The sequence below is a fragment of the Pseudomonas sp. 10(2024) genome (genome assembly GCF_045164175.1).
In the GTDB taxonomy this organism is placed as follows: Bacteria; Pseudomonadota; Gammaproteobacteria; order Pseudomonadales; family Pseudomonadaceae; genus Aquipseudomonas; species Aquipseudomonas alloputida.
Genome location: NZ_CP174006.1, coordinates 2,603,124 through 2,624,010, shown reverse-complemented (window position 1 = coordinate 2,624,010; position 20,887 = coordinate 2,603,124). Strand labels below are relative to the sequence as shown.

At 64.7% G+C, this 20,887-nt stretch carries 14 protein-coding genes; 9 read left to right on the top strand and 5 right to left on the bottom strand.

Going from position 1 to position 20,887, the window contains the following annotated elements:
• Positions 1-43 precede the first annotated feature (43 nt).
• Both ACI7M0_RS11680 and ACI7M0_RS11675 read left to right on the top strand, forming a co-directional pair.
• Positions 44-523, top strand: coding sequence for a VOC family protein (locus tag ACI7M0_RS11680; protein ID WP_129932227.1), 480 nt, complete (start codon positions 44-46; stop codon positions 521-523).
• A gap of 51 nt (positions 524-574) precedes the next feature.
• A complete protein-coding gene (locus ACI7M0_RS11675) occupies positions 575-1,756 on the top strand; it encodes a hypothetical protein (RefSeq protein ID WP_104961558.1) in 1,182 nt (393 codons plus the stop codon).
• 114 nt (positions 1,757-1,870) lie between these two features.
• Here ACI7M0_RS11675 and ilvA read toward each other — a convergent pair whose 3' ends face one another.
• Both ilvA and ACI7M0_RS11665 read right to left on the bottom strand, forming a co-directional pair.
• A complete protein-coding gene (gene ilvA / locus ACI7M0_RS11670; RefSeq protein ID WP_129932228.1) occupies positions 1,871-3,430 on the bottom strand; it encodes a threonine ammonia-lyase, biosynthetic in 1,560 nt (519 codons plus the stop codon).
• Between the two features lie 181 nt (positions 3,431-3,611).
• The gene (locus tag ACI7M0_RS11665; RefSeq protein ID WP_010954313.1) at positions 3,612-4,043 is read right to left on the bottom strand and encodes a PACE efflux transporter; all 432 of its coding nucleotides are present in this window, start codon (positions 4,041-4,043) and stop codon (positions 3,612-3,614) included.
• 192 nt (positions 4,044-4,235) lie between these two features.
• Between ACI7M0_RS11665 and nrfB the strand changes: the two genes are divergently transcribed.
• The 4 genes from nrfB to ACI7M0_RS11645 all read left to right on the top strand — a co-directional run bounded on the left by nrfB (position 4,236) and on the right by ACI7M0_RS11645 (position 11,467).
• Positions 4,236-6,410 carry a cyclic di-3',5'-guanylate-activated glycosyltransferase NrfB gene (gene nrfB, locus ACI7M0_RS11660; protein WP_129932229.1) on the top strand — a complete coding sequence of 725 codons (2,175 nt, stop codon included), beginning with the start codon at positions 4,236-4,238 and terminating at the stop codon, positions 6,408-6,410.
• A complete protein-coding gene (locus ACI7M0_RS11655; RefSeq protein WP_129932230.1) occupies positions 6,407-9,412 on the top strand; it encodes a phage receptor in 3,006 nt (1,001 codons plus the stop codon). Before nrfB ends, ACI7M0_RS11655 begins: the two co-directional genes overlap by 4 nt.
• Positions 9,412-10,251, top strand: a complete 840-nt coding sequence (locus tag ACI7M0_RS11650; protein ID WP_129932231.1) for a DUF4434 family protein — start codon at positions 9,412-9,414, stop codon at positions 10,249-10,251. Before ACI7M0_RS11655 ends, ACI7M0_RS11650 begins: the two co-directional genes overlap by 1 nt.
• Before the next feature lie 124 nt (positions 10,252-10,375).
• Positions 10,376-11,467, top strand: a complete 1,092-nt coding sequence (locus tag ACI7M0_RS11645) for a diguanylate cyclase (RefSeq protein WP_129932232.1) — start codon at positions 10,376-10,378, stop codon at positions 11,465-11,467.
• Between the two features lie 30 nt (positions 11,468-11,497).
• Here the strand turns inward: ACI7M0_RS11645 and ACI7M0_RS11640 are convergent, their stop codons facing one another.
• Together ACI7M0_RS11640 and ACI7M0_RS11635 are read right to left on the bottom strand one after the other, a co-directional pair.
• The gene (locus tag ACI7M0_RS11640; protein ID WP_020193449.1) at positions 11,498-12,799 is read right to left on the bottom strand and encodes an ATP-binding protein; all 1,302 of its coding nucleotides are present in this window, start codon (positions 12,797-12,799) and stop codon (positions 11,498-11,500) included.
• Between the two features lie 6 nt (positions 12,800-12,805).
• Positions 12,806-13,507: a response regulator transcription factor gene (locus ACI7M0_RS11635; RefSeq protein ID WP_104961554.1), complete on the bottom strand. Its 702-nt coding sequence runs from the start codon at positions 13,505-13,507 to the stop codon at positions 12,806-12,808.
• 245 nt (positions 13,508-13,752) lie between these two features.
• On the opposite strand from ACI7M0_RS11635, the gene ACI7M0_RS11630 reads away from it, so the two are divergent.
• The 3 genes from ACI7M0_RS11630 (at position 13,753) to mobA (ending at position 18,705) form a co-directional block, all read left to right on the top strand.
• The gene (locus ACI7M0_RS11630; RefSeq protein WP_129932233.1) at positions 13,753-14,928 is read left to right on the top strand and encodes an efflux RND transporter periplasmic adaptor subunit; all 1,176 of its coding nucleotides are present in this window, start codon (positions 13,753-13,755) and stop codon (positions 14,926-14,928) included.
• Between the two features lie 11 nt (positions 14,929-14,939).
• Complete coding sequence (locus ACI7M0_RS11625; RefSeq protein ID WP_129932234.1) at positions 14,940-18,068, top strand: efflux RND transporter permease subunit; 3,129 nt, start codon at positions 14,940-14,942, stop codon at positions 18,066-18,068.
• A 61-nt stretch (positions 18,069-18,129) separates the two neighbouring features.
• On the top strand, positions 18,130-18,705 hold the full coding sequence (gene mobA / locus ACI7M0_RS11620; protein WP_010954323.1) for a molybdenum cofactor guanylyltransferase MobA: 576 nt from the start codon (positions 18,130-18,132) through the stop codon (positions 18,703-18,705).
• Between the two features lie 456 nt (positions 18,706-19,161).
• Here the strand turns inward: mobA and ACI7M0_RS11615 are convergent, their stop codons facing one another.
• Entirely contained in the window at positions 19,162-20,850 is a 1,689-nt protein-coding gene (locus ACI7M0_RS11615) for a fatty acid CoA ligase family protein (protein ID WP_129932235.1), read from the bottom strand.
• Positions 20,851-20,887 lie beyond the last annotated feature (37 nt).

Here is a 20,887-nt window from a genome sequence, read left to right as displayed (position 1 = left end):
CAACAGGGCGCCTTTCGGCGCCCATTGCACAGGAGAGTCGAACATGGCAGTCAAACCCATCCCCGAAGGCCAGCACAGCATCACGCCCTACCTGGCCATCAACGACGCCGCCAAGGCCATCGAGTTCTACAAGCAAGCCTTTGGGGCGGTGGAAATGTTCCGTCTCGATGCCCCAGGCGGTCGCGTTGGCCATGCCGAACTGAGAATCGGCGATTCGTCGCTGATGCTGGGCGACCCCTGCAACATGGAAGGCGGCCTCACCGCCAGCCAGAAGCTCAACGGTGCGGGTGTAGGCCTGCACTTGTATGTTGAAGACTGCGACAAGGTCTACGCCCAGGCCCTGGCCGCCGGGGGCATCCAGTTACAACCCTTGACCGACCAGTTTTACGGTGACCGCAGCGGCACCCTGAAAGATCCGTTTGGCAACATCTGGTTCGTGTCCACCCACAAAGAGGACCTGACCCCCGACGAGATTCGCGCCCGTGCCGCGAAGATGTTCGGCGGTAGCCAAGCGACGAGTTGAAAGCCGCGCGACTTTGCTTGAAGCTTGAGGCTCGTAGCTTGGAGCTGCTTCATGCGAATCATCGACAAAACCGCCACCCAGGTGCGCAGCCTGACCCCCGCTGAAGAGGAACTGCTGGTCGGCTTTGCCACCGGCAGCCTCGCCGGCCCGCGCCTGCTACAGGCCAACCAGCTACTGATGAAAGTACGCAACGCCAACCAGTGGCTGGCTTGCGACTGCCGCAACGATGCCTTGCCGGTGCTCAATGTCACCCTCAACGGCAGCACCGGCACACTTTTCCTCAAGAACAACCCGGGCACCGCCGAGCACGCGCCTGGCTGCCCGTTCACCAAGGACGAGCGGGAAGCCGCCGAACGTGAAAACGACCCCGCACCACCCGCCGCCTGGCTGCCACCCGACACCCCCTTGCGCCTGATCAGCGACTTCCGTGCTGGCACGGCCGGTGGCGCCGGCGATGGCAACGACAAACGCGAACAGCAGCGCCTGCTGTCACTGCTGCTGACCTGGATTGAAACCAGCGGGCTCAACCTTTACGCCACCCACCTGAAGAAAGACCTGACCACACAGTTTGCCGAGTTGCGCAGCGTGGCCAGCCGCTATCCGCTGCTGGAGCGGGTGCCCGCCAGCAACTACCTGGAAACCCGCCTGGACATGAAGCACATGATGATGCTCAAGTCCCGCCTGCGCGAAGCGTCTGTGTTCGGCAACCATCGCCGCCACGGCCTGCTGCTGGACTGCGTCGACCAGATCAAAGGGCGCAAGTTGTTCAACAACCGCAGCGAGGACGGCTTCGACTTCCAGGGGCATCACCTGTACTGGGGCGGGAGCCGCACCACCGGGCCGTTGCTGGCGCTGATGATCTACTCGCCGACCAGCGCCGGAAGCCATTTCTATGAGCTGATCCATGTGGCCAGTGTGCCCGTGCTGTCGCGCGCGCACCTGTTCCCGGTGTACCGTGATGAAGAGCGCGAGCCGCTCAAGGCATTGGTGTCGCTGATCGACTGGATGGCCAGTAAAGGGGTGAAAGTGCAGATGCGTCGCCCCGTGATCGGTGGGCAGGTGATGGATGAGCTGGTGCTGACCTCGGACCAGGACCGGGTGTTGTCAGTGTCGCTGCTGGAACAGCCCATCGGCCCCGAGCCGGATACCGAGAACTTCAAGCGCTACGCCGACTTCAAAAGCCTGGAAACGTTCCGCAAGTTCGTTGCCGGCTTTTTCATGCGCGAGCGTTGAAATTGGCTCGCGCAGTTCCCTGCAGGAGATCGCCCTGCCCTTGGGGCGGGGCGGTCACTCAGCGAACACAGGCGGCAAGCGGCTAGACAAGGGTGCATTGGCCGCACAGGCGCGTCAGCCCAGGAACAGCTTGTACGCCGGGTTGTCAGTCTCGTCCCAGTACCGATACCCCATCTCGTCCAGCGTCAACGGCAAGCCCGCCAACTCGTCCGCTGGCACTTCCAAGGCAGCGAACACCCGCGCCTCCGCCGCACCATGGTTGCGGTAATGGAACAGGCTGATGTTCCAACGCTTGCCCAACCGCTCCAGAAACCCCAGCAACGCCCCTGGCCGTTCGGGGAACTCGAAGCGCAGTACCCGCTCATCAGCCCCTGACGCGGCATGCCCGCCGACGGTATGGCGCACATGCAGCTTGGCCAGCTCGTTGTCGGTCAGGTCCAGCACGCTGTACCCCTGCTCCCGCAAGCTGGTCAGCAACTGCTCACGTGGGTCGTGCACCGGGTGGGTCTGCACGCCCACGAACAGGCGCGCCTCCTTGCCGGGGTAGAAGCGGTAGTTGAATTCGGTGATCTGCCGCTTGCCCAGTGCCTGGCAAAAGGCCCGGAAGCTGCCCGGCTGCTCCGGAATCGTCACGGCGATGATCGCCTCGCGCTGCTCACCCAGCTCGGCCCGTTCGGCCACATGGCGCAAGCGGTCGAAATTGACGTTGGCCCCGGAGTCGATGGCCACCAGGGTCTGCCCCTGCACACCCTCACGCGCCACGTACTTCTTGATACCGGCCACGGCCAAGGCCCCGGACGGCTCGGTGATCGAACGGGTGTCGTCGTAGATATCCTTGATCGCCGCGCACAGCTCGTCACTGCTCACCGTCACCACCTCGTCGACGAAGTGGCGGCACAGCTCGAAGCAATGGGCGCCGATCTGCGCCACCGCCACGCCATCGGCAAAGGTGCCGACCTGCGGCAGGATCACGCGCTCGCCGACGGCCATGGCAGCCTGCAGGCAGTTGGAATCTACCGGCTCGACGCCGATCACCTTCACGTCAGGGCGCAGGTACTTCACGTAGGCGGCGATACCGGCGATCAAGCCGCCACCGCCCACGGGCACAAAGATCGCGTCCAGCGCCCCCGGGCGCTGACGGAGGATTTCCATGGCCACGGTACCCTGCCCGGCGATCACATCCGGGTCATCGAACGGTGGCACGAAGGTCGCGCCTTCGCTGTCGGCCAGCTTCAGCGCGTGGGCCAGCGCATGCGGGAAGCTCTCGCCATGCAGCACCACATGCCCGCCGCGCGAACGCACGCCTTCCACTTTCAACGATGGCGTGGTGGTGGGCATGACGATGGTTGCCTTCATACCCAGATGCGATGCGGCCAAGGCCACGCCCTGGGCATGGTTGCCCGCCGAAGCGGTGATCACCCCGCGCTCACGCTGCACATCGGTCAGACGCGACAGGCGGGTGTAGGCACCCCGGATCTTGAACGAAAACGTAGGCTGCAGGTCTTCGCGCTTGAGCAACACCTGGTTGCCCAGGGCGGCAGACAAGGCCGGGGCCGCTTGCAGGGGCGTTTCAATGGCCAGGTCGTACACCGGCGCCGCAAGAATGCGCCGCACCTGCTCCGACAGCAGTTGCTGGGGGGTGACGGTAGTACGAGGGACACTGAAGCTGGTCATCGATGACTCCTTGGCTATTTTTACGTTGCCCAGGAGTCAGAGAGAAAAAACCCGCCTCCAGGGCGGGTTCGGTGCACGTACGCGCTAGCCCGCCAAGCTGATAATGGCGGTAATAATAATGGCGTTCACGTGCGGGAATGTATTCATGGGGTAGGAACTTAGCCTGCCTCGCAGCCGAAAGTCAACACTTGGCCTGCTGCGCCGAAAGCGGCACATCGAACACCTTGTCGAAGCCCCACTGGAAGACAAAGGCGTAAACGAAGAAGAACACGAACAACGCCAGATTGGTCAGCAGTGCGGCCCACAGGCTCACGTCCAGCCAGTACGCCACCAGCGGCAACAGGATCACCACCAGCCCACCCTCGAAGCCCAGCGCATGCAGCAGGCGCCGCAGGAAGGTGCGCTCACGTTTGGGCTGGCGCGCTTCCCAACGTTCGAATACCCAGTTGTAACCCATGTTCCAGCTCATCGCGATGCCTGACATCAGCACCGACAGCACGGTCGACTGCGCCATGCCGGCGCCGAACGCCAGCTCCAGTGCGGGCGCCACACAGGCGACGGCGATGGCCTCATAGAGAATGGCCTGGACGATCTTGCGGGCCTTACCTTGCATGTTCAGCTCCCTGAATGAACGACCTGTAAAGCTACAAGATGCAGACCGCAAGAAACAGCCCGAAATTTGGACAATCCCGCGTTCGGCTGCTTGTATCTATTCCGTACATGACAGTGACATCTCCTGCACCTTCGTCGAGGGAACGAGCGAGGATAAGACGATGGCCCACTCTGCCCTGCCGGTGGCTGACACATGAGCCTGGTATTCATCGATTTTCTCACTTACCTGCTGTTCGGCCTGAAGCTCCTGGCGATCACCCTTGCCTCGTTGATGTTCCTGCTGGGCCTGGACGACCTGTTCATCGATCTGTGCTATTGGGGGCGCACGCTGATCCGGCGTTTTCGCATCTACGGCAAGTTCGAAAGGGCCGATGAGAAGCGTTTGTACGAAGTCCCGGAAAAACCGTTGGCCATCATGGTCCCCGCCTGGAACGAAGTCGGCGTGGTCGGTGAAATGGCGCGCCTGGCCGCTTCGACCATCGACTACGAGAACTACCAGATCTTTGTCGGCACCTACCCCAACGACCCGCAAACCCAGGCTGACGTGGACGCGGTGTGCCTGCACTTCCCCAACGTGCACAAAGTGGTCTGCGCCCGCCCCGGTCCCACCAGCAAGGCCGACTGCCTGAACAACATCATCGACGCGCTGCTGCGCTTCCAGCAGGACGCCGGCATCGAGTTCGCCGGTTTCATCCTGCATGACGCCGAAGACGTGATCTCGCCGATGGAGCTGCGCCTGTTCAACTACCTGCTGCCGAGCAAGGACATGATCCAGATCCCGGTGTATCCCTACGCACCGGAGTGGAAGGGCTTTACTGCCGGCCACTATGTCGACGAGTTTGCCGAAAACCACGGCAAGGACGTGATCGTGCGCGAAGCGCTGACCGGCCAGGTGCCCAGTGCCGGCGTCGGCACCTGCTTCAGCCGCCGCGCCATCAGCGCACTGCTCGAGGACGGTGACGGCATTGCCTTTGACGTACAGAGCTTGACCGAAGACTACGACATCGGCTTTCGCCTGAAGCAAAAAGGCATGAAGTGCATTTTCGCCCGCTACTCCATCACCGACCCGGCGCTGACCCTGAAGCAGGAATGGCGCCCAGGCATGAGCCGCGAATTCTCCCAGGTGATCTGCGTGCGCGAGCACTTCCCGCGTGACTGGCAGCATGCCATCCGGCAGAAGTCGCGCTGGATCGTCGGCATCGTGTTCCAGGGCACCAGCAACCTCGGCTGGAGCCGCAAGGGCGCGCTCAACTATTTCCTCTGGCGTGACCGCCGCGGGCTGTTCGCCTACCTGCTGAGCTTCCTGGTCAACCTGTTACTGCTGGTGTTGCTGGCCATGTGGCTAGTCACGGTGATTGCGCCGGAGTCGTGGCGCTTCATGTCGATCCTCAGCGACAGCTGGTTGCTGTCGACCCTGCTGTGGCTGAACGGCCTGATGCTGCTCAACCGGCTGTTCCAGCGCGCCTGGTTCGTCACCCGCTTCTATGGCATCGGCGAGGGCCTGCTGTCGGCACCGCGAATGATGTGGAGCAACTTCGTCAACTTTTTCGCCAACCTGCGTGCACTGCGCCAGGTAATGGAAATGGGCGATTCGCGGCGCGTGGCCTGGGACAAGACCACCCACGAGTTCCCCGCCATCGCCACCCCGGCTCGCACACCACTGGGCCAGCGCCTGGTGGCCAAGGGCCTGATCACCGACGAACAGTTGCAGCAGGCCATCACCAGCCCGGTTCGCAGGCGCCTGGGCCGCGAGTTGCTGCTGCGTGGCTGGCTGAACAGTGAGCAGTTGGTGGCCACCCTGGCCGAACAACTGGACCTGCCCTGGGCACCGCTGAACCCGTTCAAGCTCAGCCCGCAACTGATCGCCAAACTGCCGCGCAAGCTGGCCACCCATTACGGCGTATTGCCCGTGGACGAAGACGGCGACACCCTGATCCTGGCCAGTGAAAGCCCGGTCAGCCAGGTGTCGCTGGGTGTGATCAGCCGCCATCTGAAACGCCCGGTCAAGGCACGCCTGGCCCCCCAGGGCCGGGTCACGCTGGGCCTTCGCTACCACTACCCAAGCCCCTGGCAACATCAAGAAACCCGAGACATGCTGGCCGTGCTTGAACGCCACCAGGACGACGAAGCGCTGCTGGAGCGGGTCAGCCATCACCAAGTCATGCTAGGCGCGCTGCTGCAGGTGCGCGGCATGGTCCCTGTCACCCTGTTCAACCAGGCGTTGATCGACTTCGACCCCGAACACCAAAGCCTCGGCGAGCACCTGATTGCCCGCGGCATCATCACCAGGCAGGTGCTGGAGCAGGCCCTGATCGAACAGGCCAGTGAACAACAAGTGGCGATTGATCTGACCCGGGAGGTGGCATGAAGCCGCGCTTTTCCCTTACTTTCACTGGCCTGCTGCTGTGCTCCGCCGCCCTGCCGGTTGCCGCTTCGGCACCGATGACCGACTTCCAGCGGTTCACCAGCTTTCCGTTCATGGACCGCAGCTATCGCGAGGCCAGGAAAGACAACTGGGCTGAAGTCGAGCGCCTGACCCGCCATGTGCTGGGCCGGGTACCGAACAACGACGAAGCCCGTGCCCTGCTGGTCGAAGCCCTGGCCCACCAGCGCCGTTACAAGGAGGCCCAAGCGCTGGCTGAACAGCTAGGCGACAGCCCCGAATATGCCGACGCGCTGCTGGAGCTGCGCCTGACCTGGATCGAGCAGGACCCGCCACCGGCCAGCCAGGTGGAACAATGGCTGGCCGCCAGCGACGGCAACCACCGGGTACAGCTGTGGCAGGCCTACAGCCTGAGCCTGGCCAAGTTTGGTGGCGCCGCCAAAGCGCTGGACTGGCTCAACCAACTGCCGCCTGGTGGGGACGGCCAGGTCCTGCGCCTGGCCCGGGCCACCTTCGCCGAACAGCTGCGCAACTGGAAAGAAACCATCGAGCAACTGCAGCCGCTGGCCGACACAGGCCAGTTGCCTGCCCAGGACTGGCAACGCCTGGCCAATGCCTATATCCAGCAAGTCGACGAAAAGGGCCTGACTGCGCTGCTGGCCCACGCCCCCTCCCCCGCAGCGGCCAACCAGACGCGGCTGGCCATGGCCAACCGCGCCATTGCCGTTGGCCACCACCAGCAGGCCCAACGCTGGCTGCAGTCGCTACCGCCTGATCAACTGCAGCAACCCGAGCAGCGCCAGCAACTTTGGCAACTGGCCCGCGAAGGCGACGATGCAGCGCTGGTGCGGCGCCTGAGCAACGACCTGCAGCGCCCCTGCCTTGAAACGGTCGACTGGCTGTCACATCAAGACCCGGACCTGGCCCGGGAACAGTTCAAGGCCTGCTCCGCCAGCGCCGACCCTCGGGCCTATGCCGTGCTCAAGCAGCGCCTGTATGGCGCCCCGCCGCCGCTCCCGCAGCCGCGCACCGCCGCAGAATGGGAACAACGCTATCGGCAGACCGGCGACCTCGCCGCCCTGGAACAAACCACCTTCCTGTTGACCGAACAGGGCGACGGCGATCACTCACGGCACTTGCTGGAGCAAGCCTACGACCGCCGCCAGGGCCGCCTCGGCCCATCGCTGCTACAGCGTCTGGCCAACCTGTATGCCCGTGACGACGGGCCCCTGGACAGCCGCCGCATGCTCGGCCTGATACCCCGGGTCAACGCCAACACCCGCGCCCAGTTGCTCGGGCGGCTGGCCGAGGCCGGCCAGTGCGATGCCGTGCGCCAGGCAGTGCCGGCCACCCCGAGCGAACCTGGCCAGTACCGCGCCCTCGGCCGTTGCGCCATGCCCGACCAACCGGGTGAGGCGGTGGTCTACTACCAGGCTGCCGAGCGATTGGGCGACCCTGGCAACCGTCTACCGCTGGCCTACGCACTCGAAGCGGCCGGCGACTCCGAAACCGCCCAGCCCATCTGGCGCAGCCTGCCAGACAGCGCCTTTACCGATAATGCCCGCCTCACCGCTGCCCGCGGCGCGCTGAATGCAGGCGACGCCGATGCAGCACGCCGCTACTGGGACGCTGCCGCGCACCAGAGCGCTGATGACTGGGCGCTGGGCGCCGCCATCGCCCAGCGCCAAGGTGACCCGCAGGCCGCGCTGGGCTTCCAGCGCCAGGCTCTGGCGCACAGCCCGCGCCCCGACCACTACTACGCCGCGTCCAGCACCGCACAACTGGCCGGCGACAGTGCGCAGAGCACCGCCTGGCTGGCCGAAGCCGTGCGCCTGGCCCCCGACCAGCCGCGCTATCGCGCCGACTACGGCATGCGCCTGGCTGGCTCGACAGACAAGGCTCAGCGCATGCAATCGATCCCCTACCTTGAACACGCGACTCACGACTTCCCCGAGGACTACCGCCTTGGCGAAACACTCGCCTTGCGCTACGACGAACATGCCGACAGCGCTGCGGCACGCCGCGAACTGCGCCGCATCCTCGACGTAGAGCAGAACCTGGTCGACGGTGATGACGAATACGGCAGCCTGGAGGCCCGCAAGTACCGCCAGCGCCGCGCCCACGAGAGCCTGTCACGTCGCGACACCATTACCCTGGCCAGCGCCTGGTCGCCGGCCGGCACCTCGACCAACGACAAGTTTCTCGACAACGGCCAGCGCAGCGGCAGCTCGCGCCGGGCGCAATCGCAGAACGTGCAGCTGGCCATGTGGGACCATGCCCTGGGCGAGGAGCCCAGCCGTAATGGCAGCACCCTGTCAGTGTATGGCCGGGTACTGTTCGGTGGCCAAAGCCGCACCGACTATGCCCAGAGCATGGGAACCGGTGTCGGCCTGCGCTACAAGCCGCTCGGCCAGGCCAACCTCAACCTGTATGCCGAGCTTTACCACCAGCGGCAGATCGACGAAGCACACTATCGCGGCCTAAGCCTTGGCCAGTTGCTGAGCCCGGCCAAGGTCGGCGGCAACTGGGGCGATTTGCGCCACCACGCCGAATCGAGCAATGACCTGCTGCTGCGCGCCACCGCCTCGTTCCTCGACCAGGGAGGCTGGCGCAACGATTGGCGCATCGATGAGGACGACTGGAACGAACGGTTCCTCTACCTCGATGCTGCCTGGTGGACCCGCGCCGGCGACCATGCCTGGCTGTCGCGCTACCAGCAGGGCCACGCCTGGAAGCTGCCGGGCAGCTCGCCGCAAACCATCATGCCCTACGGCTTTGTCGAGTTCTCCAGCCAGGACCCCAGCAACGACTGGCGCCAGGACGCCCGCGCCGGGGTTGGCGTGCGCTGGCAATGGTGGTTCGACGACGACCGCTACAACGCCTACCGCGGCTCGCTGAAAGTGCGTGCCGAGTACCAGCAATCGCTGGGCGGTAACCTCTACGAGCGCGCCAACGGTGTGCTGGTCGGTGCGGAGATGACCTTCTGATGCGTACGCTCATCGCCTTCTGCCTGCTGGCCCTGTGCCTACCGGCCACCGCTGACCAGCGCCTGTTCTACCAACCCCTGAACCGCGATGCCAGCGTCACACCCGCCCAGTGGCAGCAACTGTGGCAAGCCACCGTGGCCAAGGGTGGCAAAACCCTGATCGTGCAATGGAGTGCCTATGGCGACAGCGATTTCGGCGGTGCCCAGGGCTGGCTGGCCAACAGCCTGCGCACCGCGCGTGCCGAGGGCTTGCAACTGGTGCTGGGGCTGTACATGGACCCGGCCTACTACCAGCGACTCGACGAGCTGGATGGCGAGGGCCTGAACAGCTACTGGAAAGCGCAGCTGGGGCGCTCGCTCAGCCAGTACCAGCAACTGCGCCAGGCCTGGCAGTTGCCAGTGGACGGCTGGTACCTGCCCATGGAGCTGGACGACCAGCATCTGCGCGAGACCGAACGGCGCGATGCGCTGTACAGCCAGTTGCAGGCCTTCAACCGCCAGTTGGACAAGCCGTTGCATATCAGCGCCTTCAGCACAGGCAAGCTGACGCCGCGGGTCAATGCCCTCTGGCTGGATCAACTGGCCGGCTTGGGCTTGACTGTGTGGTGGCAGGATGGCGCCGGCACCGGGCGTTTGCCGGCGTTGGTGCGTCAGGGTTACGAGCAGGCGTTGCCGTGCCGGGTGGGTGTGGTGCGCGAGGCGTTCCGCCAGGTGAGCGCGCCGGAGCAGGCGTTTCGGGCGGAGCCCGCCGAGCCCCGGCTGGGTAGCGGGTGCCATGCCGAGGCAGTGTTTGCCTTGCGCTACCGGCCCTGGGCCCGGGGTATCTTGCCACAGCAATGAATTACCAGGGCCGGCCTCTTCGCGGATAAACCCACAGGTCCCCCACACCGTACGGTCCCTGTAGGAGCGGGTTTACCCGCGAAAGGTCCAAGCCTGAAAAAGTAGTAGCCTCAGGAGCCCACCGATGTTCAAGACCATCGAAGCCCACGTACGCCAGCAGGTCGCGCCCGCCGCCCTGCGCGCCGAGTTCCGCCAGCACGAATTCGAGTCCATGCGCTCGTTCTGCCTGCTGGTATTCTCGATCAGCGTCCTGATCTGGCTGGTCTTCGACCTGATCGTCAGCTTCCTCGGCGACCAAGGCTTCACCTGGCTGTCCTTCCTGTTCATCGCCCTGCTCGGCAGCCTGATCGTAGTGCTGCATTTCACTCGCCGCAGCCATCACTTCGACGTGCTCAACCTGCTGTTCATTACCGTCATCACCCTGGGCATGCGCCTGGTGATCGAAGGCATCCCGATAGCCCTGCGCCCGGTGTGGTTGGTGCTCGGGGTGTCCACCGTGCTGTATGCCATGTCGGTGCTACCGGTGCGGCGCTGGTCATTCTTCTGCGCCATGGTCATCACCTGGGTGATGCTTAATCCGTTCTACCACACCCGCATCGAGCCCCATGCGCTCGAAGGCGCCATGCTGATCAGCTATGCCGTGTTTCTAAGCGGCCTGGTCAGCTACAGCTACCTGCAGATCCGCAAGGCGAAGCTGCACAATTTCTACCTGTCCAAGGTGTTGCTGGAGCAGGCCTACGTCGATGCCCTGACCGACATTCCCAACCGCCGCTCGTTCATGGCCCAGGCCGACCGCCAGCTGCGGATGGCGACGTCCGGGCAGTACCTGGCCATGATCGATATCGACAATTTCAAGCGGGTCAATGACCGTTTCGGCCATGACGTGGGCGATGAAGTGCTCAAGCGCGTGGCCCTGCATATCAAGACAAGCATGGCCGATCAGGCGTTTGCCCGGCTGGGAGGTGAAGAGTTTGCGATCTTCTTCCAAGGGCTGGATCAGCAAGGGGCCGAGCAGCGAGTGGCCGCGCTGTGCCAGCGCGTGCGCGAGGACGCTGGCGAGCACCCGGTCACCATCAGCATTGGCCTGGCCAAGGTCGACCGGGGAGAGAGCCTGACCACCGCGCTGGTCCGCGCCGATCAGGCATTGTATGAAGCCAAGCACACTGGCAAGGACCGCTTTGTGTCGTGGTCCAGCGAGCTGGCAGAGCAGGATTAGCAGGCCCGTCTCTTCGCCTTTGCGGCGCCCCTATCCTCCGGCGGGTAAACGAATCCTGAACTGCGCCCCACCCAGCGCCGACTGCGCCAGGGTCAAGGTGCCACCCTGCCCCTCGATCGCCCGCCGGCTGATGGCCAACCCCAGGCCAAAACCACCGGTGTTGCGATCGCGGCTGCGGTCCAGACGGTAGAACGGCTGGAAAACCCGCTCGCGCTCCTCCACAGGGACGCCAATCCCGTCATCCTCCACCGTCAGCAGGCAGGCGCCATCGGCTTCCAGGCGCAAGCGCAGCAACAGGCTTTCATCGCAATAGCGCATGGCATTGCGCACCAGGTTCTGCACCGCGCGCGCCGTCAGTCGCGGGTCCAGTACAAAGCGCGGCAACTCACCCTCGGCCCGCACTTCCCACTGGATACCCCGGCCATCGAGTTCCTCGGCAAAGCCCCCAAGCACACTGTCGACCAGCTCCAGCAGCGATACCTCCACCCGCTCGCGCGCCTGGTCGGCGTTGTACAACCGGCTATAGGACAGCAGCTCCAGCACCAGTTCATCCAGCTCGCGCACATGCCCGACCAGCTCCAGCAGGCGCTTGCGGCTGGCTGGCGGCACTTCGTCGAACAGCAGCACCAGGCCGAAGTCCAGCCGGGTCAGGGGCGTGCGTAACTCGTGCGATACCGCATTGAGCAGTTCACGCTGCTGGTTGACATGGCGTTCCAGGTCACTGGCCATGGTGTCGAATACCCCGGCCAGTTCACCAATGTTGGAGTGAGGCGAAATGTGCGTGCGCTCGGCCATCTGCCCCTGGCCCAGGCGCCGAGCGGTCTCCTTGAGGCGCTCCAGATCACGCCAGTGCGGCCAAACCCACAGCAGCAGGCAACCCAGCATGGCTGCACCAATCAATACGGTCACGCCCCACGACAGCACGTTGATGTCCAGCGGGTCTGGCGGGGAATGCAGGCTTACCAGCCACTCCTTGTCCAGCGGCGCCAGCACCGTCTCGTAATAGCCCCACTCGGCAATACGTACCGCGTACAGCCCCTGCGCCAGGCGCGCCTGCTCCTCATCGCTCAAACCGGCCTGATCCCTGCGCAGCAGCTGCAGTTCCAGTGGCGCGAAATCACTGGCCAGTTCCTGCTCCACCGCTGGCCACTGCTCGCGCGGGGCCTGGCGGAACTGGCGCACGATCAACGCTTGTACACCCTTGGCCTGGTCCAGGTTGTAGGCCATGAACCGGTCGCGGAACAGGCCGACGATGGTGTCAGGGATGAACAGCAACGCGCCGGCGTAGGCGACGATGATCACCAGGTACAACCGCACCAGGATCTTGAGCATGGCCGATCAGCACTCCCACTCGACACGGCTGAACAGGTAGCCCTTGCCCCACACGGTCTTGATCTTGCGCGCTTCGCCGGCGTTGTCGTCGAACTTGCGCCGCAGTTTGGAAATGGCCACGTCAACGGAGCGATCGGTGCCATTGAACTCGATGCCACGCAGCTGTTGCAGGATACGGTCGCGGTTCATCACCTCACCGGCATTGCGCGCCAGCACCACCAGCAGGTTGTACTCACCGCTGGACAGCTCCACCTCCTCGCCGCGCCAACTCACCGTGCGCTCGGCCAGGTCGATACGCAGGCCACCAATCAGGATCAGGTCGTTGTCCAGGCGCGGTTCGTTGACACTGCTGCGGCGCAGCAGCGTGCGCACCCGGGCCAGCAGCACGCGTGGCTCACAGGGTTTGGTCACGTAGTCGTCGGCCCCCATTTCCAGGCCTAGCACCTGGTCATGGCTATCGTCGCGGGCCGTCAGCATGAGGATTGGCAGGCTCTGCGACTCCTGGCGCAGCAGCCGGCACAGCTGCAGGCCATCGATGCCCGGCAGCATCAGGTCAAGGATGACCAGGTCAGGCCTTTGCCGACGGTACTCGTCCAGCACATGATCGCCCCGGGCGATCACCTGGACATGGAAGTCGTTGCGTTGCAGGTAGCTGGCGATCAGCTCGGACAGGGCGCTGTCGTCTTCGACCAGGAAAATGTTCGGCATAGGTGCTTGGGCGTCTGGGTTGAAGTAAGCCTGTGGCGAGTGCTTCGCGGGTAAACCCGCTCCTGCAAGTCCCCGTAGGCGCGGGTTCACCCGCGAAGAGGCCAGCACAGGCCCATGCAGAATATAGAACCCAACCACTCGACAGGATCATTCTTCACACTTTTTCACACTCGCCCTACAGGTATTAACAGCCGCCCAGGCAGCGTCTGCCTTAGCATATACACGGTCATCATCGGAAGATCCGCATGCCTACTACCCTCTCCCCGTGCCTGCGCCCGTTGGCGCTCATGGCATTGCTGAGCCTGTCCCTGGCCGGCTGCAGCGACAGCGCCGAGCCAGACGAACCGGCCCCCACTGCGCAAGTGCGCGTGGAAACCCTGCAACTGCAGCCACTGGCCATCAGCAGTGAACTCAGCGGCCGTATCCTCGCGCCACGCACCGCCGAAGTGCGTGCGCGGGTCGCAGGCGTGGTGCTCAAGCGGGTGTACCGCGAAGGCAGCGACGTCAAGCAGGGTGATGTACTGTTCCTGATCGACCCGGCACCGTTCAAGGCCGACCACGACAGCGCCCGCGCCACGCTGGCCAAGGCCGAGGCCACCCGGTACCAGGCGCGCCTGCAAGAGCAGCGCTACCGCGAGCTGGTCGACGACAAAGCCGTCAGCCGCCAGGAATACGACAACGCCAAGGCCAGTTTCCTGCAGGCCGATGCCGAAGTGGCCGAAGCCAGGGCGGCGCTGGAGCGCGCCCGGCTGAACCTCGGCTATGCCACCGTGACCGCGCCGATCTCCGGCCGTATCGGCCGCGCCCAGGTCACCGAAGGCGCGCTGGTCGGGCAAAACGAAACCACCCCGCTGGCGACCATCCAGCAGCTGGACCCGATCCATGCCGATGTCACCCAGTCTACCCGCGAGCTCAACGCCCTGCGCCGCGCCCTGCGCGCCGGCGAATTGCAGCAGGTGGGCGACGGCCAGGCACGCGCCACGCTGATCCAGGATGACGGCAGCGCCTACCCGCTGCCGGGCAAGCTGCTGTTCTCCGACATCAGCGTCGACCCCAGCACCAACCAGATCACCCTGCGCAGCGAGTTCCCCAACCCGGACCTCGACCTGCTGCCAGGCAGCTACGTGCGGGTACGCCTGGAGCAAGCGGTGCAACCCAAAGGCCTGAGCGTGCCGCAACGCGCCATCCTGCGCGACAGCGCCGGTGTGCCCAAGGTGCTGGTGGTAGACCAGCACGCCCGGGTCAGCGACCGCCAGGTTGTACTGGGCAGCGCCCAGGGTGACCGCTGGATCGTCAGCGAAGGCCTGGCGGCCGGTGAGCGGGTGGTGGTCGAGGGCCTGCAGCACGTCAAGGCCGGTGACCAGGTGCAGGTCGACAACACGCCCGCTGCCCCACCCATCGCACAGCATACCGGCCAGTGAGGGCCTGATTCATGCCGCAATTCTTCATCGATCGCCCGGTATTCGCCTGGGTGGTCGCACTGTTCATCCTGCTGGCTGGCGCGCTGGCCATCCCGCAACTGCCGGTGGCCCAGTACCCCAACGTGGCACCGCCGCAGGTGGAAATCTACGCCGTGTACCCGGGTGCCTCGGCGGCGACCATGGACGAAAGCGTGGTCAGCCTGATCGAACAGGAGCTCAACGGCGCCGACAACCTGCTGTACTTCGAGTCGCAGAGCAGCCTGGGCAGCGCCACCATCACCGCCACCTTCGCCCCGGGTACCCACCCGGACCTGGCCCAGGTCGACGTGCAGAACCGCCTGAAGGTGGTCGAGTCGCGCCTGCCGCGCCCGGTCACCCAGCAGGGCCTGCAGGTAGAGAAAGTGTCCACCGGCTTCCTGCTGTTGGCGACCCTCACCTCCGAAGACGGCAAGCTCGATGAAACCGCACTGTCGGATATCCTTGCACGTAACGTGATGGACGAGATCCGCCGCCTCAAGGGCGTCGGCAAGGCCCAGTTGTATGGCTCCGAACGGGCCATGCGCATCTGGATCGACCCGCGCAAGCTGATCGGTTTCAACCTCACGCCCAACGATGTAGCCGAAGCCATCGCCGCGCAGAACGCCCAGGTCGCCCCTGGCAGCATCGGCGATCTGCCCAGCCGCAGCACCCAGGAAATCACCGCCAACGTGGTGGTCAAAGGCCAGTTGAGCAGCCCCGAAGAGTTTGCTGCCATTGTCCTGCGCGCCAACCCGGACGGCTCCACGGTCACCATCGGGGATGTCGCCCGGGTTGAAATCGGTGCCCAGGAATACCAGTACGGCACGCGCCTGAACGGCAAACCGGCCACGGCCTTCAGCGTGCAGTTGTCGCCCGGCGCCAACGCCATGGAAACCGCTACCCTGGTACGGGCGAAGATGCAGGACCTGGCGCGCTACTTCCCGGAAGGCGTCAAGTACGACATCCCCTACGACACCTCGCCGTTCGTCAAGGTGTCGATCGAGCAGGTCATCAACACCCTGTTCGAGGCCATGCTGCTGGTGTTCGCAGTCATGTTCCTGTTCCTGCAGAACCTGCGCTACACGCTGATCCCGACCCTGGTCGTGCCAGTGGCATTGATGGGCACCTTCGCCGTGATGCTGGCCATGGGCTTCTCGGTCAATGTGCTGACACTGTTCGGCATGGTGCTGGCCATCGGTATTCTGGTCGACGATGCCATTGTGGTGGTGGAGAACGTCGAGCGCATCATGGCCGAAGAAGGCTTGCCGCCCAAGGACGCCACACGCAAGGCCATGGGCCAGATCAGCGGTGCAATCGTCGGCATCACGCTGGTGCTGGTGGCGGTATTCCTGCCCATGGCCTTCATGCAAGGCTCGGTGGGGGTGATCTACCAGCAGTTCTCGCTGTCGATGGCGGTGTCGATCCTGTTCTCGGCGTTTCTCGCCCTCAGCCTGACCCCGGCATTGTGCGCCACCCTGCTCAAGCCCGTGGCCAAAGGCGAGCACCATGAACGCAAAGGCTTCTTCGGCTGGTTCAATCGCCGCTTCGAAAGCATGAGCAACGGCTACCAGCGCTGGGTGGTGCAGGCGCTCAAGCGCAGCGGCCGCTACCTGCTGGTGTACGCGGTGCTGCTGGCGGTGCTGGGCTACGGTTTCAGCCAGCTGCCTACGGCGTTCCTGCCTACCGAAGACCAGGGCTACACCATCACCGACATTCAGCTGCCGCCGGGCGCCAGCCGCATGCGCACCGAACAGGTAGCCGCGCAGATCGAGGCGCACAACGCCGAAGAACCGGGCGTGGGCAACACCACCTTGATCCTCGGCTTCAGCTTCTCCGGTAGCGGGCAGAACGCGGCGCTGGCCTTCACCACCCTCAAGGACTGGTCCGAGCGCGGCGCCGACGACAGCGCCCAGTCGATCGCCGACCGCGCGACCATGGCCTTCACCCAGCTCAAGGACGCGATTGCCTATTCGGTACTGCCGCCCCCCATTGACGGCCTCGGTGAGTCGACCGGTTTCGAATTTCGCCTTCAGGACCGTGGCGGCATGGGCCACGCCGAGCTGATGGCAGCCCGTGACCAGTTGCTCGAAAGCGCCAGCAAAAGCAAGGTGCTGACCAACGTGCGCGAAGCCTCGCTGGCGGAAAGCCCGCAGGTGCAACTGGAAATCGACCGCCGCCAGGCTAATGCACTGGGTGTGTCGTTTGCCGATATCGGCACGGTGCTGGACGTGGCCGTGGGCTCCAGCTACGTCAACGATTTCCCCAACCAGGGCCGCATGCAGCGGGTGGTGGTGCAGGCCGAAGGTGACCAGCGCAGCCAGGTCGAAGACTTGCTGAACATTCACGTGCGCAACGACAGCGGCAAGATGGTGCCACTGGGCGCGTTCGTGCAGGCCAGGTGGGTCAGCGGCCCGGTGCAACTGACCCGCTACAACGGTTACCCGGCGGTGTCGATCTCAGGCGAGCCAGCCGCCGGCTACAGCTCGGGCGAGGCCATGGCCGAAGTCGAGCGGCTGGTGGCGCAGCTACCGCCCGGTACCGGCCTGGAATGGACCGGCCTGTCACTGCAGGAGCGGCTGTCCGGTAGCCAGGCCCCCCTGCTGATGGCGCTGTCGCTGCTGGTGGTGTTCCTGTGCCTGGCAGCGCTGTACGAAAGCTGGTCGATCCCGACTGCGGTGCTGCTGGTCGTTCCGCTCGGTGTGCTCGGTGCGGTGCTGGCGGTGACCTTGCGCGGCATGCCCAACGACGTGTTCTTCAAGGTTGGCCTGATTACCCTGATCGGCCTGTCGGCGAAGAACGCCATCCTGATCATCGAGTTCGCCAAGCATCTGGTTGACCAGGGCGTGGACGCCGCCGACGCCGCCGTGCAAGCGGCCCGCCTGCGCCTGCGGCCGATCGTGATGACGTCGCTGGCGTTCATCCTCGGCGTGGTGCCCCTGGCCATCGCCAGCGGCGCAAGCTCTGCCAGCCAGCAGGCGATCGGCACCGGGGTGATCGGCGGCATGCTCAGCGCCACCCTGGCGGTGGTGTTCGTGCCGGTGTTCTTCGTGGTGGTGATGCGCCTGTCCGGGCGACGCCAGGCGCATGACAGCGACGGGCAACCCGTGCCCCGCGAAAGCTGACTGGACAAGCCCCGCGTGAAATGGGAGGGTTCCCGGCAATGACTGCCCGGAACCCTTTTTCATGCCTGACGCACTCCCCCCCTGCTCCATCCTCATTCTCGCCGGTGGCCGCGGCCAGCGCATGGGCGGCCGTGACAAGGGCCTGGTGGACTGGCAAGGCGAACCGTTGATTGCACATGTTCATCGAGCGGTGCGGCCACTGAGCGACGACCTGGTGATTTCCTGCAATCGCAACCAGGCGGCATACCAGGCATACGCCGACCGGTTGGTGGGCGATGCAGAAGCCGACTTCCCCGGGCCGCTGGCGGGGGTGATTGCCGGGCTCAGGGTGGCACGTCATGCGTGGGTGGTGGTGCTGGCTTGCGATGCGCCGCTGGTTGATCGCGAATTGATCGAGGGCCTGCTGCGGTTGGCAGTGGCCGGTAACAGCGCGGCAATGGTGCGTCAGGGTGGTTTCTGGCAGCCGATGTTCAGCGTACTGCCCAAGCGGGTGTTGCCGGTGTTGGAGCAGGCCTGGGCAGCGGGTGAGCGGAGTTTGCAGAAGGCCTTGCTGCGCGAGGCGGTGCAAGGGCTGGAGTGCGCCGAGAGTGATCGCCGGCTAAGCAACTTCAACAGCCCGGAACGGCTGCAGGACTGAGGGCATGACACCGCCCTCACAGGTAATCCACAACACCTCAGGACTGTGGTGATCTTGTGGGAGCGGGCATGCCCGCGAAGAAACCACCGCGGTGGATGGCACCGGCTCTGCCGGTGTTCGCGGGTGAACCCGCTCCTACGGCGGCCTGTGTTCGACCCCAGATGCGTGTCCACCACCGATCTGCGTAGGAGCGGGTTTACCCGCGAATACGGTGGCGGCAGCAACGGTGAACGACGGGTGGAGATTGGCCAGCAGGGCCGGCCCTTTCGCGGGTGAACCCGCTCCTACGGCGGCCTGGGTCCAACCCCCGATGCGTGTCCACCACCGATCTGCGTAGGAGCGGGTTTACCCGCGAATACAGTGGCGGCAGCAACGGTGAACGACGGGTAAAGATTGGCCAGCAGGGCCGGCCCTTTCGCGGGTGAACCCGCTCCTACGGGCGAGTGCGCAGGCGGTTCAAATCTTGGGCAAGGCTGTTGCTTTCAGCTCTTCGACACTGATCTCGCGCATCCTAAATTTCTGCACCTTGCCCGTCACCGTCATCGGGAACTCGTCGACAAAACGGAAATACCGGGGCACCTTGAAGTGCGCAATCCTTGCCCTCGCCCACTCACGCAACTCTACCTCACTGACAGCATGCCCCGGGTGCAGCCGCACCCAGGCCACGATCTCTTCACCGTACTTGCTGCAGGGCACGCCAATCACCTGCACATCGGCCACCGCCGGGTGGGTGAAGAAGAACTCCTCCAGCTCGCGCGGGTAAATGTTCTCGCCGCCGCGAATGATCATGTCCTTGCTGCGCCCGACAATACGCACATAGCCCTGCTCGTCCATCACCGCCAGGTCGCCGGTGTGCATCCAGCCCTCTACGTCAATGCTCTCGGCGGTAGCTTTGGGGTTGTTCCAGTAACCCAGCATCACGCTATAGCCGCGGGTGCACAGTTCACCGATCTCACCACGCGAAACAGTGTTGCCTTCAGCGTCCACCACCTTGCTCTCCAGCCGGGGCTGGGTGCGACCGACGCTGGTCACGCGACGCTCCAGGTCGTCAGCGGCACCGGTCTGCAAGGACACCGGGCTGGTCTCGGTCATGCCATAGGCAATCTGCACTTCGGCCATGTGCATCTCGCCAATCACCCGGCGCATCACCTCGATCGGGCAGGTCGCGCCGGCCATGATCCCGGTGCGCAGGCTCGACAGGTCGAATTCACCACGCTGCGGATGGTCCAGTTCAGCAATGAACATGGTCGGCACGCCATACAGCGCAGTGGCTTTTTCCTGCGCCACTGCGCGCAGCGTGGCCAGCGGGTCGAAGGCATCGCTGGGGTAAATCAGTGCGCTGCCGTGGGTCATGCAGCCAAGGTTGGCCATGACCATGCCGAAGCAGTGGTACAGCGGCACCGGCACCACCAGCCGATCGTGCTCGGTAAGGCCCAGGCTTTCACCGACCATGTACCCGTTGTTGAGGATATTGCTGTGGCTAAGGGTGGCCCCTTTGGGGAAACCGGTGGTGCCTGAGGTGTACTGGATGTTGATCGGGTCGTCGCAACGCAATTGTGCCTGGCGTGCGGCCAGGGCCTCGCCGCTGACGGCCTCGGCACGGGCCTGCAATGCGTGCCAGGCCAGAAACCCCGGCGGTGGCGACAGCGCCAGGCTGACCACGCCACGCAGTTCGGGGAACCGCTCGCAGATCAGCGCACCCGGTTGGCTGCTGGCCAGGCCCGGGAGCAGGCCCTGCAGCATGGCGTGGTAATCGGACGTCTTGAATGCGTCGGCACAGATCACCCAGCGGCAGCCGGACTGGCCGAGGGCATAGTCCAGTTCGCTGGAACGGTAGGCCGGGTTGATGTTGACCAGGATCGCGCCGACCTTGGCGCTGGCGAACTGGGTAATGCACCACTCGGCGCAGTTGGGTGCCCAGATGCCAAGACGGTCACCGGGCTGCACGCCCAGGGCCATCAGCGCGCGGGCGTGCTGGTCGACGGCGTCGGCCAGTTGCCGCCACGTGTAGCGCAGGGCCTGATGGTGAACCACCAGCGCCTCACGGTCGGGGAAGCGGGCCACGGTGGCGTCGAAGGCGTCGCCGATGCATTGGGTCAGCAGGGGCTTGTCCTGGGTGCCCTGGGTGTAGCTTGGCTGGGGCATGGGCGTTCTCTTGTTGTTCTTGTGTTTTCTGTGCTGG